The organism is Rothia sp. P7181, from assembly GCF_048513015.1.
Lineage (GTDB): Bacteria > Actinomycetota > Actinomycetes > Actinomycetales > Micrococcaceae > Rothia.
The window spans coordinates 58,153-74,674 of record NZ_JBLXXZ010000008.1; the positions used below are offsets into that span (position 1 = coordinate 58,153).

The following is a 16,522-nucleotide window of genomic DNA, read 5'->3' on the forward strand; positions in this document are numbered from 1 at the left end:
GCACCACGGAAACCTTGAACCACAGTATCGGTGCATAAAGCGATAACTGTTTGGGGTGCTGGAGCTGGTGAGGTTTCAGGTGAACAGAGTGTTTCGAGTAGACGGTAGATGGAGGGTGTTGCCTCTTGGAAATCGTCGATGAGTAAGAGTTTGAAACGTTCGCGTTCTTCTGCGAGAAAGGTTGGGTTGCGGGTCAGAACCTGTTGAGCTTCATGGATGAGGGTTGCGGGGTCGAAGGCATTGGGCATCCGTAGACGACGAATCTGTTGGTATTCCTTATATAGTTGAGCGATTAGAGCCCATGAACGGATATTGAGCTGTTGGGCGTAGTTTTCGATGTCTTGTGGGTCGATAGCGTATTCTGCAATACGGTCGAAGAAGTCGCGTATTTCGTGGCGGAATCCTTCAGTGTGTACGGCCTCTTTAAGCTCTTGGGGCCAAATAATTATTTTTCCGTAACCTTGTGTGTGTCCTTGGAGCAGTTCTGAGATGATGACGTCTTGTTCTGGCCCTGAGATAAGTTTGGGTGATAGTTCTACCCCCGGTAGTAGGCCTTGGATTTGGGCGCGTCGTAAGATGTCGAAAGCATAGGACTGCCATGCGCGAGTTGGTACGGTTGAGAGGGTTCGTTGAGTGTGGTTGGCGATGAGTTCTCTCATCCTTGTAGCACTGGTACGGGAGGGCGTTAGGAACATCATGCCATCAGCTTCGGCACCAGAGTCAAGGTAGTTTTGGGCGTGTTCAAGGAGTTGGGTGGTTTTGCCCGTTCCTGCTGCACCAAGAATGATCCGTGGTGTGTTGCTCATCGTTTGGGTTCCTTCTTGCGTTGTTTATCGAGGTTTTAGTAATTAGCCTCTCCCCCATAAGTTTAACGATTTTTATGTTATGGGGGAACGATGTATCTCAGAGGTTTAAAAGATGTCGATGCTCTGCGATATGTCTTGGGTGGAAGGAGTGTTATCACATTTGATAGCGGTAAGTCTCTGATACATGGGGTGGGGTTATTGGGCTTATCGAAAAAGCGATATAGTGTGGAGTATGACTTCTTGGCTAGATAATCCTCGGGCAACTTTTGATTTAGAAACGACGGGGGTTGATCCTCGTACGGCACGTATTGTGACGGCTTCTTTGGTTCTGGTGGGGGCAGATGGACAGGTTATTCGCGCTGGAGAGTGGTTAGCGAACCCTGGTATTGATATCCCAGCAGAGGCTTCAGCAGTTCACGGTATTAGCACTGAATATGCGCAAGAACATGGACAGGATGCTTCTACCGTCGTGTTTCAGGTGGCGTCTGCTCTGGGTTCTCTCTTTCATGATGGTATCCCCGTTATTGCTTTCAACGCTGCCTATGATTTTTCGGTATTGCATTATGAACTGCAACGGTATGGGTACCCAGAGTTGATGTGTGAGCCGGTGCTAGATCCTTATGTTTTGAATAAGCATTTTCATCAGTTTAAACGAGGCAAACGTACTCTAGAGGTACTCAGCGAAGAATATGGTGTGAACTTAGAGAATGCTCATACATCTAAGGATGATGCGATAGCAGCAGAACGCCTGCTCACGGCTATGGCAGCTTCTTTCCCCGACCTTGCCCAAGATGCGAGGTTCTTACATCAGCAGCAGATTCTGTGGGCGCAAGAGCAGGCTGCGGAGTTTCAAGAATATCTCAAGCGTCAAGGTAAGAATCAAGTCATTGATGGTTCGTGGCCTATACGCCATGGTTAGTTCGTTCTTGTGCGGAGCGTTTTCATAAATATTTTTACTCAATATATTTTCTAAGGTGCATGATGTCTGAGAATCTCTCTGCAGAGCCGCCCACTAATAGTATCTATCTAGGTTCTTCACGACGCCAACATCAATATCTTGTATCGCAGTCTGCTGTGGTGATGAAGCTTGGTTTGCTTATGTTGAAGTCGGGGGCTAGTGCTTTCCGTGTGAAAACTTCAATGGCACGTCTGGCAAGAGCTGTAGGTTTAGAGGAACATCATTCGCAGGTGACGTTTACGGAGCTCACCACAACTGCTTATGCTGCTGGTAATTTTCGTACCGAAATTGGTGAGCAGAGGGCGATGGGTATTAGCGCTTATCGTATTGATTTGCTCAGCGATTTTGTCTCGAACCTCCCTGAAAAGATTTCTCCTTTTGAAGCAGGTCAGGAGATTGATCGTATTGCACGATTGCCGCACCTATACCCTCAATGGTTGCTTTCTCTTGCTGCCGCTTTTGCATGTGCGGGATTTGCTTTTCTCAATAATGGTGGTGTTGTTGAGTGCAGTATTGTTTTCTTCTGTTCAGGTCTAGGACAATTATTACGTTCTTTTCTGCTCAGTAAAGAGGTTAATCACCTTGCGATATGGTTTTTATGTGGAGTGTTCTCTGCAGGAACATATATTTGCGCAGTTAGTGCGCTGACTGCTTTAGGGTTAACGTCTTCTGATCATCTTGTAGGTTTCATCTCTGCTATCTTGTTTTTAGTGCCGGGTTTCCCGCTGGTAACCGCGATGTTAGATTTAGCTCGTTTTGATTTTTCGGCGGCTATTGGACGGCTTACCTACGTGGGGTTGTTACTTGCAAGTGCTTCTTTTGCGGTGTGGATTCTTGCTTTTACGTTTGAGCTTCCTCTGCAAAAAGCTGTTCCCCTAGAGTTTTCGCCTATGACGTTATATTCGTTGCGAGTTGCGGCGTCTTTTATTGCAGCGTATGGGTTTGCAATGCTTTTCTCGGCAATGCCCACGAGCTGTTTATGGGCAGGAATTATTGCTGCTGTGGTGAACCCTCTTCGTATCCTTGCTACTGATGTGGGTTTGGCCCCGCAACTGGCAGTATTTACAGGTGCTCTTTTGGCAGCGACTCTTGCTGAAATTATCGCGCCGTTATATCACCGGAAGTATTCGCGTGTTTCGTTGTCTGTCCCAGCGGTTGTCACGATGGTTCCCGGGGTGACGTTCTATCGTTCCATGGCTCACCTCTCCGATGGTGATATTGCAGAAGCCGCGGTTGGGATGGTAGAGGTATGGTTATTATTCTTCGCCATTGGTATGGGGCTTGTATTTGCTCGTTTCCTCATGGATAAGAACTGGTTCTATAACCGAGATTTGCAAAAAGTTCGTCATTTTAATATTGACTATCATCTACGGTAAGGCGAATACGTTATCACCTATATAACATCAAAAAAACCTTTGGGGTTGCATCCTCTGATGTGGAGGATACAACCCCAAAGGTTTTTCAGTGAAGAGAACACTAAATAGTATTATTTATGCGGGTTGAGCCTGAGCAGCTTCTTCTAAGGCCTCAGGCAGTGCAGAAAGAATACGGTCCATAGCGGTGTCGTTATGTGAGGCAGATAAGAACCATGCTTCGAAAGCACTTGGTGGGAGGTACACCCCAGAGTTCAACATGCTATGGAAAAATGCCTGATAACGGAACGTTTCACTTGCTTTGATATCGTCATAATGATGTACGCCGTGCTCAGCTGTACCAAATGATAGAGAGAACAGGTTTCCGGCGCGTTGAATCGAGTAGTTTAAACCAAGTTTTTCGCCATAGGAGTGGATAGCTTTTTGAAGTTCTTCACTACGCTGATTAATAGTCTGGTAGACGTCTTCTGTTGCGGCTTTGAGCGTTGCGATGCCTGCAGCAAGAGAGATGGGATTACCAGAGAGCGTACCTGCCTGATAGACGGGCCCTAACGGGGCAAGGTACTCCATCACTTCTCGTTTACCACCCAGTGCGGCAATGGGCATACCGCCACCAATAACTTTTCCGAAGGTAAAGATATCGGGAGCCCAGCCTCCCTCATCTTCTGTGGTGTATCCCCAATAGCCGGCAGAAGATACACGGAAACCTGTTAAGACTTCATCAAAAATGAGCAATGCACCATTCTCATGGGCAGTATCGTGTAAGAACCGGTTGAATCCGGCCTCGGGTGTTACCACACCCATATTGCACGGTGCTGCTTCGGTGATAATAGCCGCGATCTGTCCATGGTGCTGTTCAAAAGCACGTTGAACTGCTTGGGTATCGTTATAAGGGAGAACAATAGTTTCAGCTGCTGTTGCCGCTGTTACTCCTGCTGAACCGGGCATTGCTAAGGTTGCTACGCCAGAACCAGCTTCAGAGAGTAAAGCATCAACATGTCCGTGATAGCAACCAGCAAATTTAATGATTTTATCTCGTCCGGTATAACCGCGAGCTAGACGGATAGCCGTCATGGTTGCTTCGGTACCCGTAGACACCATACGTATCTGATCAATACTTCCTGGAATCACAGCGTTGATACGCTCAATAACAAGCTCAGCAAGTTCAGCTTCGGCTTCGGTAGAGGCACCAAAAGATAAACCGTGTTCTACAGCTTCGTGAACTGCCTCAACTACAGACGAATCGCGGTGTCCTAAAAGTGCAGGGCCCCAGCTCATCACAAGATCAACGTAGTTTCTGCCATCAGCATCGGTCAGATAAGGGCCTTGTGCTTCAACCATAAAGGGGGGTACACCGCCAACGGAGTTGAAGGCTCGAACCGGTGAGTTCACTCCCCCAGGGATGACAGCACGAGAACGGTTAAATAAGTCTTCGGAGATACTACTCATAGGTGAGAACTTTCTTCATATCTGTTGCGTAATGTTTTCTCTAGTCTACAAAACATTATGAAAGCCAAGAGGCTACTTCTGTTGCATAGTACGTCAAAATAATGTCAGCGCCGGCACGACGAATACCTGTCAACGATTCAAGAACAATCTTTTCACGGTCGACCCACCCTGCTGCAGCGGCAGCCTCAATCATGGCATATTCTCCAGAAACTTGATAGGCAGCTACCGGCACCGGAGAGAAATCAGCGACTTCACGCACAATGTCAAGGTACGCCATCGCCGGTTTCACCATAACGAAATCTGCGCCCTCTTCAATATCTAGCCGTACTTCGTGTAGACCTTCACGACGGTTAGCTGGGTCTTGCTGATAGCTCTTACGGTCGCCTTCTAATGAAGAACCGACAGCATCACGGAAAGGACCAAAGAATGCTGAAGCGTATTTTGCCGAATACGCCATAATAGCGACGTCGTAGAACCCTTCTGCATCAAGCGCCTGACGAATTGCTTGTACTTGCCCGTCCATCATGCCCGATGGGCTCACAATATGTGCACCGGCACGAGCCTGCGCCAACGCCATCTGAGAATAAGCATGTACAGAGGCATCGTTATCGACAATCGGCTGACCGAACCGGTCTGTCGAAAGAGGCCCACAATGTCCATGGCTGGTGAACTCGTCAAGACAGGTATCCGCCATAATCGTAATGGTATCCCCAAAACGTTGACGAACCTGTGCAATAGCACGGTTTAAAATACCCTCCGGTAGCCATGCGTGAGTTCCATCTGCATCTTTGTCTTCTTCACGAGGAACACCGAAAAGATCAATACATTGAATCCCTGCTGATACGGCTTGTTCTACCTGTTCTAGCAGAGAATCTAACGTGTGCTGATATTGTCCAGGCATAGACGCGATAGGCTGAGGTTCCTCAATTCCATCTCGCACAAAGAGAACCTGAATGAGGTGCTCTGGGCGTAGTTGTGTTTCAGATACCAGTTTACGCAACGCAGGAGTTGCGCGTAGACGCCGTGGACGATACTGAAGGTTGAGTGCCGTCATAGGAGTTCTCCTCTCATAAAACATGTATTTTCTTTGCGTGATAACCAAAAAATTACAAAAAATAATGATGAACCGCTTCGCATAATCCGCCAGGGGTTGGAGCAGGCGCAATATAAACATCCAAACCTAAACGCTGCGCATGAGATGCGGTTGTTCTTCCCATCGCAATAAGAGGGGGAAAAGATACCGGAGATTCCTCACCGTAAATATAGGTGACGAGTTCTTCTAATAGAGAAGGAGCCGTTGCGATAACACCCGCATATTCTTGCCAACGCTCTCTAACCTGCCCCAGAGCAAAAGATTTTTCGGGTGCTCTCAACGGCGTTAACGGGTTTGTAGCGGGGTAAGGTTCCATATCGTAAAGAATCACCGTTTCTGTAGGTATATTCCGTGATGCTAGAACATGGTTGAGAGTCGGCCGTGACGTCTTTCCCAAAACACACAGAACAGGTTGATCGTCGTCATACGGAAGTTCTTGCCCCAAATGTTCAGCGTCCATCACCGAAGGAATGTAATCCACCACAACACCGTTATCAGCCAAAACTTGTGCCGTGGAGGCACCAACAGCAGCAACTTTTGTTGTTGCTAGTAATTGAGGCAACGTACGCTGAGATTCAACAGCATATTTTTTCAAAGAAAGCACAGCATTCGCGCTACTGATAAGAGCCCAAGAAAAGCCGCCATGAGGCAGACGACTCATGAGCTCACTATCTGGTGTATGAGCGACAGCTTGGCGGATAGGGGCACAATCGACCTCTACCGGCGCTAAAGACGTATGAGACAAAAGCTCAACAAACGGTTGTGCTTGTTCAAACGAACGAGTGATGAGCAGCCGAGTAGAGGTCATTGCGTTGGCCATGGACACTAACTATTCAATCCGTTTAAACGGTCAGCGCCCATTTGCAGGAGGTCTTCTGCTACTTGAATACCAAGCTGTTCAGCTGCTTCTTGACTCAAAAGTACGGTTGCTGCATGATGTCTTAGCACCTGAGAACCATCAGCAGAAGCCACTACAGCGTCAAGAATCAGCTGGTCTTGTTCATATCTCGCGTATGTTCCAATGGGCGAAGCACAACCTGCTTCTAGACGACGTAGCACAGCACGCTCAGCCATAACCGCGTAGCGTGTTGGTAGGTGGTCTACGGTAACGACAGCTTGAGCTAGCTCAGTGTTGTTGTGGACGTCTTGTTCACGTATTTCTACAGCCAAGGCACCTTGCCCAGGGGCAGGAAGAACACGAGAAACGTCAAGATATTCAGAAATAGCAGATTCATAACCTAGCCGGTGCAAACCAGCAGCCGCAAGGATAACTGCATCGCAGTCCCCTACCGCTTCTGCATTGCCATAATGTTCTAGACCGGGGACTCGTGCAAGACGTGTGCCCACGTTACCTCGAATATCAACGATATTGATATCTGGGCGTAACGCCTTAATCTGGGCTGCTCGTCGAGGAGATCCAGTACCAACTTTTGCACCTTCTGGCAGTGTCTCTAAGGTGAGTCCATCGCGAGCGCATAGTGCGTCTCGTGGGTCTTCGCGCTCAGGAATTGCCGCAATGTTGAGTCCAGGGCAGGGCTGGGTGGGCAAATCTTTGAGGGAATGAACAGCCATGTCGACACTGCCGTCCAGTACTCGTTGTCTTAACGTTGCAGCGAATACACCGGTACCACCCATCTGTGAAAGCGGACCGGTCAGGATATCGCCTTCAGTTTTGACGGTTACTCGTTCGATGTTTTGGTTGCAGATACGTCCGATGGCGTCAGCAACCATACCTGTTTGAGTGAGTGCTAGCGCCGAGCCTCGGGTGCCAACGGTGTAGCCCATAGGTTTTAGTCCTCCGTAGTATTCATATGGTAGGTTGCAATCGTTGCTCGATGTTGTTGAGCACGTGCTGGTTTACAGCATTGAGGGTCGCATTCGTCGAACCATCCGCGGTTAGAGCAACCACCAAAAAGTGGCTCTTTGGGTGCGGTAAACGGTGTTGAGTTTGCAGATTGTACGCGTTCTTGGATGAGCTGACGCAAAGACTCAACGTATGCCGGATGAGTTCCGGGTGTTGGTGTGCGTACCGCTTCAAAGCCGAGATTTTTACAAGTGTCTAGAGCTTCGGTGTCTAAGTCCCATTTGACTTCCATATGGTCAGAGACAAAGCCCAGAGGTACGAGGACGATGCCATCAACTTGACCTTCGAGGGCTTCTAGGGCGTCGTTGACGTCTGGTTCTAGCCATGGCATCGATGGGGGGCCCGAACGGGACTGGTAGACCAGTTCCCAATCAACGTTTTCGAGGAGTTTTGAGTCAAGTTCAGAGACTTTTTCGAGGACTCGTCGAGCCACTTGAAGATGTTTTTCGACGTAGGCGGAGCCGCCTTCGTAGTCGACATCTCGTGGTCCGGCTTCGTTCGCTGCGCTGGTTGGTACGGAGTGGGTGCAGAACATGATGCGAATAGCGCCGTTTCCAGCAGCAGGGTCGGTGTTCTGCGCAATTTTTTGGTGAACTTCTCGTAGTCCGTCTACGAGTCCATCGACGAAGGCTTGTACGAATCCTGGTGCATCATAGAACTGACGGATTTTATCAATCTGAAGTTTTCCTTCTAGTTCAAGTTTTTCTAATGCCATACCGTAATCTTCACGGTATTGACGGCATGAAGAATAACCAGGGTAGGCGCTTGTGGCAAGTACCAAAATTTTTCGTGCACCGTTATCGTAGGCTTCTTGTACTACGTCGTTGACGTAGGGTTTCCAGTTACGGTTAGCCCATGTGATGGGGATGTGTGGGCCTTTTTCTTGAAGGGCCTGTTCAAGGGCATTCAAGAGTGCACGGTTTTGTTCGTTGATAGGTGAGATACCGCCGTTGGCGCGGTAGTGTGTTGCGACTTCTTCGAGTCGTTCGTCGGGGATGCCTCGTCCTGCCGTGACGTTTCTCAGGAATGGGATGACATCTTCTTGCCCTTCAGGGCCACCAAAGGATGAAAGAATCACCATATCGTAGGGTTGTGGTGCTTTGTTACGAGGGCGTGAGATGTTTTCTTCGCCGTGGAATGTTTCGATGGTTGTTGCATCGAGTACGGCAGGTCCGTTGCTGGCGGTGTTGTTGGGGTCGGTGACGTTGGGGGCTACGTCGTGTGGTAGTCGGGTGCTCATGCAAGAACTCCTGCAATTTCGTGGGAGGGAATACGGCGTCCGGTGTAGAAGGGGGTTTCTTCGCGGACGTGTAGGCGGGCTTCAGTGTTTCGGAAATGACGCATAAGGTCGACGAGGTCGACGAGTTCGGGTGCTTCAAGGGCGAGAACCCATTCGTAGTCGTTGAGTCCGAATGTTGCGATGGTGTTGGCTAGTACTTGGGGGAAGTCGTAGCCTTTCATGCCGTGATTTTTGAGCATTTCAGCGCGTTTTTCGGGGTTCATGTAGTACCACTCGTAGGAGCGAACAAAGGGGTATACGCAGACCCAGTCTTGTGCTTCTTTACCGAGTGCAAATGCTGGGGCGTGGCGGCGTGTAAATTCTGCATCGCGGTGTACGCCCATAGTGGACCATACAATCTTTGTTTCAGAGAAGACGCTGGTACGGCGAAGTTTGCGGATTGCTTCTTGGAGGTCTTCGGGGACTTCGCAGTGAGCCCATACGAGGATGTCTGCGTTATCACGCATGGCTGATACGTCGTAGAATCCGCGAATGGTTACGCCTTGTTCTTCAAGAGCTGAGATTACGTGGTTGAGTTCTTCTTCAGCTTCGGGAGTTTGTGCTTGGGTGTTTGTGGCTCCGGTACGTGCAAATACGGTGTATAGCGCGTAGTAGAGTTTGTCGTCTCCTTCAGCTGGTGCTCCCGGAACTTGACCTTGAATTTTTGATGAGGTTGCATCTGAGCCGTGTGTGTGGGAGTAGTTTCCATGTGATCCATGTTGGTGTGACATGTTTTCCTTCCTCAGAGGTTCCTCTCTATCAGGGGTGATGGGGAGAAACCTAGTTGTTGTGTGTTTTACGGTGAATCTCGTGGCGTTAGATAGTTGTAGCGTTGAGGTTCTATCCGATGTTGTTTTGTTCAATAAAGTTTTTGAGGGTTTTGCGGGTATCTGCGGTGACGGCAGCTAACCCGTTTCCGCTGAGCCATGCGCCAACAGCGGTGACGTTATCTAGTTCGGTGAGTGCGCTGCGGAAGCTTTGTACTGTTGTACGGTGTTCGGGGCTGGCTGTAGGTAAGGACCCTTTCCATCGCACGACGTCTGCTGCGAGGAGCTGGTTTCGTGAGATGGAGACGTCAAGAAGTTTTTGGGCATCGTGGATGGCCAAGGTGATGAGTTGGTCGTCGTAGAGTTTGACTTCTTGTAGTGGGCTGGTGTCTTGTCCTCTGCCGTAGGATAGGCGTAATACGTGTCGGTGTGGTCCTAGTTTTTCGCTCATCCATTCCCATTTAGCGCTGGCGTGGGTGAGCGCTTTGGCTCGTACTGAGGTGACTTCTTCGCTAACGAGCACTCCGGTGCCGCGTGGTCGGGAGTCGAGCTCTGGTTGTTCGATGATGAGTGTTACGAGGGCGACTTCTGGTCCTGCTGAAATTTGGGGTAGGTCGGCGTTGTTCAGGTGTGATCCGAGCATTCGAAGAGTTGAAGGCCCATCTGATGCCATGACGAGGTATTTTCCGTGGATGGCGGCAGCTTTTTCACCGATTTCGGGTTGGCGTTGGATAAGTGTCCAGAGGTTATGGCAGCGATCGCGGTCGACGGCGATGGCGTCGTAGCCGGTGAGGATACGTACTTTACGTCGCAGGATATCGTCAACGAGCGCTTCGGATAGCTGGTGCATACCGCCGATGAGTCCTGCGACTTGTGCTCCGGCTGGGGAGCTTTTACGTAGTGATGCTGCCGCGGTAGCAAGAGAACCGTAGGTGCTTAACGCTTTTTTGAGTCCTGGTGCAACAGAATCGATGTCGAGGTGGTCGGGGTGTGTGGAGTGGACGCCAGAAACGATGGGTGAGACGAGTCTGTCGAGCACTTGTTGTCCCATGCGCACGCGTACAAGGTCACCAAGGGTACGCGCGTTTTCCCCAGCGGAGGCGGGTAAGAAACGGTCGAGTTTAGCACGTCGTAGACCGCTTCTATTCATAATTTTTTTGAAGTCAGGGTCGTTGAGGTCTCCGGGGATGCCGAGAATCCCTGTTCTTGGTGCTTTATGTGTCCCGTTGGGGAGGCAAAGCCAAGAGCCGTCTTGCCGTGGCGTAACGATTTTTTCGCTGATATTGAGTTCTTCGAGTAGCTCGCTGACGGCGGTGGTTCTTGTTGCGTAGGATTCTGCGCCGGAGTCGAGAACGAGTCCATCGAGTTGGTGTGCGCCTACTGCACCACCGAGATGGTCTTCTTTTTCGACCAGGGTGACTTTGAGCCCTTGTTGAGCGAGTTCTCGGGCGGCGAGTAGTCCGGAGATTCCACCGCCGACGACGATTGCGGTTTCTTTAGGGGAACGAGTATCGACAGGTGACATTGTTCTTAGGCTACTTCCCGAGCAGTTTGAGTGTGAATGTATTCCACGAGGCGGGTGAGTATTTCAGGCTCTGTTTCTGGTGGCACGCCGTGTCCAAGATTGACGATATGCGATGGGGCACAAGCGCCTTCAGCGAGGACGTGGTCTACGTGTTCTTTGAGGACGTCCCATCCTGCGCTAAGTAGTGCAGGGTCGATGTTTCCTTGAAGTGGTACTCCCCCACCAAGACGGTGTTGGGCTTCGGTCAGGTCGAGACGGTAATCTACGCCGATGACGTCGGCTCCGGCTTCGTGCATAGCTTTGAGCAGTTGTGCAGTTCCGGTACCAAAGTGGATTCTAGGAACACCGTAATGTGCCACGCTCTGAAGAACGTGGGCGGAGTGGGGTTGGATGTAGGTGCGGTAATCGCTTTCGGAGAGGGACCCTGCCCAAGAGTCGAAGAGTTGGATGGCGCTGGCGCCTGCTTCGATTTGTGCTTGAAGGAATTGTCCTGCGGTTCGGGCTGCCCATTGTCCGAGTGCATGCCAAGTGTCGGGGTCTGAGTGCATCATGGTGCGTGGTCGTAGGTGGTCTCGGGAGGGTCCGCCTTCAACCATATAAGCGGCGACGGTAAATGGTGCTCCGGCGAAACCGATGAGCGGTGTGTCGCCGAGTTCTTTGACGGTTAGGCTGACTGCTTCTCGGATGGGGTCGAGTGCGCAGTCTTCGAGTTCGGGGAGGTTTTTGACGTCTTCAGCGGTGCGTACTGGTTGGGATAGTACGGGGCCTTTGCCAGGGACGATGTCTACGTCTACACCGGCTAGCTTCATGGGGACGACGATGTCGGAGAAGAAGATTGCGGCGTCTACGTTGTGGCGTCGTACGGGTTGCAATGTAATTTCGCAGGCAAGTTCTGGGGTTAAACATGCCTCTAGCATGGGAATACCTTCACGTACTTTTCGGTATTCGGGTAGGGAGCGTCCGGCTTGTCTCATGAACCATACGGGGTGGTGTGAGCCTTTTTGTCCGGTGAGGGCTTTGAGCATTGGTGACTCTGCCACGCCTGTAGTTTTGAGTGGGTGAGTGGTGGGAAGAGAATCTAGCTGGTGTGTGTTCAGTAGTTCTCGTTGATTCAAAGTGCTACTCATGTTTCCCATTGTGCCAAATTATTGCGCATTGTTTGCCGACACCATGTCATTCTTTGCTGGTATCTGCTGGTTGAGAGGGGAATCTACGAGGAAAAATAGTGATATTTCCCGTTTTTATTCGCGTCTGAGGGGCAAACATGTTTATGATAAGTCAGTCGTGACTATATTTACGCTCGTTGCATCACACAAGACTGTAGATTTGAACACCGTGGCATTATTGGCCAACGGTGCTAGTGTTGCGCTCAAAAATGTTTCGGCGCAGCGGGTTCGAGGAAGCGTTGTTCTTTCGACGTGTAACCGTTTAGAGATTTATGGGGAGCTTGCTGTATCCCCCGGTGCAACGTCTCAGCAAATACAGCTGATATTAGAAGAAACTTCACAGGAAATATATCGTGGCATTGCCGACCAGTCTTCTTTAGCGTACGAACTTGTTGCAAGCAGTTTTGAAGTGTTCACTCAGCATGGGGCCGTCAAACACTTATTTACGGTAGCGGTTGGTTTAGAGTCGGCAGTGGTTGGAGAGCGAGAGATTACCGGACAGGTACGTCGAGCTATTGCTACTGCACGCGAAGAAGGCACAGCCACCGGTAATTTAGTGCGGCTTTTTGATCGTGCTGCTCGCACTGCTCGAGAGGTGGGTCAGCAGACTCTGCTTGGTTCTCAAGGGCGTTCAGTTGTTTCGGTCGCTCTCGATTTAGCGTATGAGCTATCAGAGTTAGCGTGGGATGCCCGTCGCGCACTCATTATTGGTACTGGCGCTTACGCTGGTGCTACAGTTGCGGCTCTGAGAGAGCGTGGTTGCCAAAATATTAGTGTATATTCTTCCTCTGGTCGTGCAGCTACTTTTGCCGACAAGCGCTCCATACGAGCTGTTCCTGAGGGTGCTCTTCACGAAGCTCTCAAAGAAGCAGATATTCTCATTGGGTGTTCTGGTTCTGCCGCTCCGTTGAGCGCTGATGAGGTTCCTGCAGGGAAACGCATTATTCTCGATTTGGCGTTGAGTAGAGATTTCGCTCCAGATGTTGCAGATATGCCAGATGTTGAGTTGATTACGTTGGAGACTGTTCGTCTGGCTGCCCCCAACGAAACTCAAGATTCTATTGAACTTGCCCACGCAATTGTGGACAATGAAGCTGCTCATTTTGCGGTACAAGAGAAGGCTCGCAACGTAGATGCTGCTATTGTAGCTCTCAGGGAACATACGATGTCTATTTTGGACAATGAACTGCAGAAGGTTCGCAACCAGTATGGGTGTGGTGCTGCCGTAGACCAGTTAGAGCTTACGATGCGGCGTATGGTGAAATCACTACTTCACACCCCTACGGTCCGTGCACGTTCTTTAGCAAAAGACGGTCGTGAAGCTGATTACGTTGCAGCTCTTGAAGCGCTCTACGGTATTGAGGTAAACACCGCAGAGTCCTCTCATCTTCAGATGGAGCAAAAACATAAGGACGCCTCCTAACTGTCATGGACGATACCTCTCATACAGAGGTATCAGCCATTCACGGTAGATGTCTATGCCCTTATCACTCGTCCGTTATTTAGATAGATTCAGGAACAAGCGTTGAGTTCTGTGACCGTTGAGCCACTCCAAGAACCAGATTCACATGATCGGCACTATTCCTCAGGGGACAAGCGTCTGCCGAAGGAACTACGACGACAACATCTGGTATTAAGTGCACTACGTATTTTTTCTTCTCAGGGATACCATACGACGACAATGAATCAGGTTGCGTCAGCTGCCGATGTCACGAAGCCGGTACTTTACCAGCATTTCAAATCAAAACGAGAACTATATCTTGCTGTACTAGACGAACAGATTAAAGAGCTCACAGAACGCCTAGTTCGCCCCTTATACGACACCCAAGATAACCGTGAGCGAACAGAACGTGTTATTGGTGCTTTCTTCGAGTTCACGCGCACTAATCTGCAGGGTTATCGGCTGATTTTTGAATCTGATATTCACAGTGATTTAGCTGTTCAACAGCGTATTGATGACCTTCATCTACATATCGCTAATCATATTGCGCAAGTGTTAGAGCCTAATTCTGGTCTAGCCGCACAAGAAGCAGTGCTCATTTCACGTACGCTAACGGGGATGGCTCTATCAGCAGTACAACATGCTTTGCAACAAGGTGCTCAGGACCAAGAGCTTGCTCGTGCACAAAATCTCGTTTTTCGCTTAGCGTGGGGAGGGCTACTCTGCATTGATGACGATTCTGTCTATGACGGTTAGTCCTCTGCCCTTTTCACTTCTATCAGGTTTTTGTTCAGAAGATTCTACGAAGCAATCATTGTCGGGCATTCCGTGCCGATTGTGACTGACACTTGGCGTGCCCTTATGCAAGAGAGTAAGTCCCCTTTGGCTCTTGATATTTATCTATGGTTATCGTCCCGTTTGGGTAGTCTTAATGCTCCTTTGCATATTACGTGGGAGCAGCTTTATGCTCAGTTTGGGTCACAACAGCAGAGTATGGATAACTTCAAAAAGAAGTTCCGCATTGCTTTAGAAACAGTGAAAGAGCATTATCCTGCGGCTAACGTGCGCGAAATGGGCACAGGACAAGGCAAGAACAAGGGCTTTAAAGGGCTTGTGTTGCGCCGTTCGGTACCTCCAGAGATTTCATCATCTCGAACCTCGTAAAAACTACGTGATTACTGATTCTTAGAAATATCTCTAATCAAATGCAATATATGCGTGAACCTTTCTACCTCGGTATCAGTGGTTTTCAAAAGGCTATTTATTTCTTTATCACTGCTTTGCCTCTGACCAAAAGAGCGTTTGACAAAATCAACTTTTGTTTCACTTGCCAAATCATCCTTCTTTACGTCTTCAAGAAGAGGGTTGATAACACGTATCTCAAGCTCAGAGCGTTTGACTTGCTGAGCATTATCTAAAAGCTTCTTCGCAAAAGAAAAGAGCGCAGTGACCGTACCTGCGACAAGGATTGTAAAAGTAATCTTTGCTGTTACCCACTGTAGAGGAGGCAAGTCGCTATGGGGGTTGCCCCGTATAACGTAGATTACTGCTGCTAATGTGCCCAGCGTTGCCAAGATAATAAGAGAAAACGCTGCCCGTTGATCTTTTTTTGCTGCTTCGCTGAACTTTCTTCCGAGGGCTGAGGAAGCTGTGTTGCCAGCGACTGCTTCGACTTCTTCTTGGATCGTTTTAAGCTTCTCAAGAATAGAAAACGCCTCGTCCTCATGCGCTGACAGCGCCTTTTCTGAGTGATGAAGCATACTGTTATATTCGGTTTCTTTTCTTTCTAGAAGGCTTTTCCACTCGTTGCCTTGTGTTTCTAACTGGGCTTCAAAATTACTTTTTTGCTGTTCCTCTAGGTGTTCCATTGAAGAGGAAAGATTCTCAAATTTGGTTTCAAGTGTTTCGTTGGCTGTGACTTGTTGGGTAAGAGCTTCTTCTAATTGTGCAATCCTACTTTCAGGTAGCTCTTTATATGTCTTGGAAATGCCTTTGTTCTTCTTTCCGCGCGCTGACTGGATGGCTGTAAAAGTTGCTTCGTATACAGCTTCCCCGTCATTCCACAACCAAGATTCCGTCACAATCCACCGCACAATGCTGTTAGCAATTTGCTGGGCTTCTTTCTCCGGTAGCGGGTCTTTGAACTCAGCATTGAGACCGTGTACATGAGCCGTTACAGCCTTTTCTAAGCTCTCAGGATTGCCGAAGTGGTTCCGTACCTCTCGATAAGCCCACAGGCGCGCAGAATCGAAAATAACGCAGTTTCTGCCTAGCCCGGTGGTGTAGCGTCGTTTAGTTTTACGCCAGGAGGGGTTAGGAAGGCAATTATCAGATTCTAGAGCAGTTTTCAGCTCGTCTAAGGCATAGACCGTGGGTATGGAGCTGGTAAGCCTCCCAGGAGGCGTGTAGCGGGTTTTTAGTGATAAGCCCGGCATAGCCTTTATCTCCGTCTACTGCGATGCGTAGGACCTCGGTAATGGCGTGGGCGTAGGCGATCGGCTTGCGGTGGGCGTACTCGGTGCGAGGTACGGGGGAAGCTAGGAGCCACAGGGCATGTGCGTGACCGTTGGCGGGGTTGGCTATGACCCAGTTAGGGCGGTAGTTTTCGCACCAGTATGCCTTTTGCAGGGCTATGCCGTCGTCGATGTCTATAACGAGCAGGTTGGTGAGTGCCTGGGGGTTAGCTTCGATGTAGCGTCTGCCCGTAGCTTCGTCGCGTTTCTGCCGCCAAATGCCTTATGAGAGGTCGTCTGTGGCGTAGGGATATCGCGGTAGCCATACGGTTTCCCAGTCGAGGGTTT

15 protein-coding genes and 1 pseudogene are annotated in these 16,522 nt (G+C 49.6%); 5 read left to right on the forward strand and 11 right to left on the reverse strand.

The annotated features are described in order from the left end of the window. Positions 1 to 2: 2 nt before the first annotated feature. Positions 3 to 812, reverse strand: a pseudogene (locus tag ACN08Z_RS05360) (UvrD-helicase domain-containing protein); the annotation flags it as partial. 226 nt (positions 813 to 1,038) lie between these two features. Here ACN08Z_RS05360 and ACN08Z_RS05365 point away from each other — a divergent pair. Together ACN08Z_RS05365 and ACN08Z_RS05370 are read left to right on the forward strand one after the other, a co-directional pair. Continuing rightward, entirely contained in the window at positions 1,039 to 1,725 is a 687-nt protein-coding gene (locus tag ACN08Z_RS05365; RefSeq protein WP_419103553.1) for a 3'-5' exonuclease, read from the forward strand. Between the two features lie 62 nt (positions 1,726 to 1,787). Next, on the forward strand, positions 1,788 to 3,140 hold the full coding sequence (locus ACN08Z_RS05370) for a threonine/serine ThrE exporter family protein (protein WP_419103554.1): 1,353 nt from the start codon (positions 1,788 to 1,790) through the stop codon (positions 3,138 to 3,140). A 114-nt stretch (positions 3,141 to 3,254) separates the two neighbouring features. Here the strand turns inward: ACN08Z_RS05370 and hemL are convergent, their stop codons facing one another. The 8 genes from hemL to hemE form a co-directional block, all read right to left on the reverse strand. Beyond that, positions 3,255 to 4,586 (reverse strand): glutamate-1-semialdehyde 2,1-aminomutase, encoded by a 1,332-nt coding sequence (gene hemL / locus ACN08Z_RS05375; RefSeq protein ID WP_419101570.1) that lies wholly within the window; start codon positions 4,584 to 4,586, stop codon positions 3,255 to 3,257. 55 nt (positions 4,587 to 4,641) lie between these two features. Next, a complete protein-coding gene (gene hemB, locus ACN08Z_RS05380) occupies positions 4,642 to 5,640 on the reverse strand; it encodes a porphobilinogen synthase (protein ID WP_419103555.1) in 999 nt (332 codons plus the stop codon). A gap of 52 nt (positions 5,641 to 5,692) precedes the next feature. Further along, a complete protein-coding gene (locus ACN08Z_RS05385) occupies positions 5,693 to 6,499 on the reverse strand; it encodes a uroporphyrinogen-III synthase (protein WP_419103556.1) in 807 nt (268 codons plus the stop codon). A gap of 5 nt (positions 6,500 to 6,504) precedes the next feature. Then, entirely contained in the window at positions 6,505 to 7,464 is a 960-nt protein-coding gene (hemC, locus tag ACN08Z_RS05390; RefSeq protein WP_419103557.1) for a hydroxymethylbilane synthase, read from the reverse strand. A 5-nt stretch (positions 7,465 to 7,469) separates the two neighbouring features. Beyond that, positions 7,470 to 8,783, reverse strand: a complete 1,314-nt coding sequence (locus ACN08Z_RS05395; RefSeq protein ID WP_419103558.1) for a ferrochelatase — start codon at positions 8,781 to 8,783, stop codon at positions 7,470 to 7,472. Beyond that, a complete protein-coding gene (hemQ, locus tag ACN08Z_RS05400; RefSeq protein WP_419103559.1) occupies positions 8,780 to 9,553 on the reverse strand; it encodes a hydrogen peroxide-dependent heme synthase in 774 nt (257 codons plus the stop codon). Before hemQ ends, ACN08Z_RS05395 begins: the two co-directional genes overlap by 4 nt. Before the next feature lie 109 nt (positions 9,554 to 9,662). Continuing rightward, on the reverse strand, positions 9,663 to 11,114 hold the full coding sequence (gene hemG / locus ACN08Z_RS05405) for a protoporphyrinogen oxidase (protein ID WP_419103560.1): 1,452 nt from the start codon (positions 11,112 to 11,114) through the stop codon (positions 9,663 to 9,665). 5 nt (positions 11,115 to 11,119) lie between these two features. Next, the gene (gene hemE, locus ACN08Z_RS05410; protein WP_419103561.1) at positions 11,120 to 12,241 is read right to left on the reverse strand and encodes a uroporphyrinogen decarboxylase; all 1,122 of its coding nucleotides are present in this window, start codon (positions 12,239 to 12,241) and stop codon (positions 11,120 to 11,122) included. A 157-nt stretch (positions 12,242 to 12,398) separates the two neighbouring features. On the opposite strand from hemE, the gene ACN08Z_RS05415 reads away from it, so the two are divergent. The 3 genes from ACN08Z_RS05415 (at position 12,399) to ACN08Z_RS05425 (ending at position 14,885) form a co-directional block, all read left to right on the forward strand. Beyond that, positions 12,399 to 13,703, forward strand: a complete 1,305-nt coding sequence (locus tag ACN08Z_RS05415) for a glutamyl-tRNA reductase (protein ID WP_419103562.1) — start codon at positions 12,399 to 12,401, stop codon at positions 13,701 to 13,703. Between the two features lie 111 nt (positions 13,704 to 13,814). After that, positions 13,815 to 14,477: a TetR/AcrR family transcriptional regulator gene (locus ACN08Z_RS05420; protein ID WP_419103599.1), complete on the forward strand. Its 663-nt coding sequence runs from the start codon at positions 13,815 to 13,817 to the stop codon at positions 14,475 to 14,477. A 72-nt stretch (positions 14,478 to 14,549) separates the two neighbouring features. Next, complete coding sequence (locus tag ACN08Z_RS05425; protein WP_419103563.1) at positions 14,550 to 14,885, forward strand: hypothetical protein; 336 nt, start codon at positions 14,550 to 14,552, stop codon at positions 14,883 to 14,885. Between the two features lie 11 nt (positions 14,886 to 14,896). Here ACN08Z_RS05425 and ACN08Z_RS05430 read toward each other — a convergent pair whose 3' ends face one another. Both ACN08Z_RS05430 and ACN08Z_RS05435 read right to left on the reverse strand, forming a co-directional pair. After that, positions 14,897 to 16,156: a primase C-terminal domain-containing protein gene (locus ACN08Z_RS05430; RefSeq protein ID WP_419103564.1), complete on the reverse strand. Its 1,260-nt coding sequence runs from the start codon at positions 16,154 to 16,156 to the stop codon at positions 14,897 to 14,899. After that, positions 16,050 to 16,454: a replication initiation protein gene (locus tag ACN08Z_RS05435; protein WP_419103600.1), complete on the reverse strand. Its 405-nt coding sequence runs from the start codon at positions 16,452 to 16,454 to the stop codon at positions 16,050 to 16,052. Before ACN08Z_RS05435 ends, ACN08Z_RS05430 begins: the two co-directional genes overlap by 107 nt. Between the last annotated feature and the right edge of the window lie 68 nt (positions 16,455 to 16,522).

What these genes read in the sequence shown, in the direction of transcription:
- ACN08Z_RS05365 (WP_419103553.1), top strand. Translation starts at nt 1,039, where the DNA reads ATGACTTCTTGGCTAGATAATCCTCGGGCAACTTTTGATTTAGAAACG.
- ACN08Z_RS05370 (WP_419103554.1), top strand. Translation starts at nt 1,788, where the DNA reads ATGTCTGAGAATCTCTCTGCAGAGCCGCCCACTAATAGTATCTATCTA.
- hemL (WP_419101570.1), bottom strand. Translation starts at nt 4,586, where the DNA reads ATGAGTAGTATCTCCGAAGACTTATTTAACCGTTCTCGTGCTGTCATC.
- hemB (WP_419103555.1), bottom strand. Translation starts at nt 5,640, where the DNA reads ATGACGGCACTCAACCTTCAGTATCGTCCACGGCGTCTACGCGCAACT.
- ACN08Z_RS05385 (WP_419103556.1), bottom strand. Translation starts at nt 6,499, where the DNA reads ATGGCCAACGCAATGACCTCTACTCGGCTGCTCATCACTCGTTCGTTT.
- hemC (WP_419103557.1), bottom strand. Translation starts at nt 7,464, where the DNA reads ATGGGCTACACCGTTGGCACCCGAGGCTCGGCGCTAGCACTCACTCAA.
- ACN08Z_RS05395 (WP_419103558.1), bottom strand. Translation starts at nt 8,783, where the DNA reads ATGAGCACCCGACTACCACACGACGTAGCCCCCAACGTCACCGACCCC.
- hemQ (WP_419103559.1), bottom strand. Translation starts at nt 9,553, where the DNA reads ATGTCACACCAACATGGATCACATGGAAACTACTCCCACACACACGGC.
- hemG (WP_419103560.1), bottom strand. Translation starts at nt 11,114, where the DNA reads ATGTCACCTGTCGATACTCGTTCCCCTAAAGAAACCGCAATCGTCGTC.
- hemE (WP_419103561.1), bottom strand. Translation starts at nt 12,241, where the DNA reads ATGAGTAGCACTTTGAATCAACGAGAACTACTGAACACACACCAGCTA.
- ACN08Z_RS05430 (WP_419103564.1), bottom strand. Translation starts at nt 16,156, where the DNA reads ATGCCGGGCTTATCACTAAAAACCCGCTACACGCCTCCTGGGAGGCTT.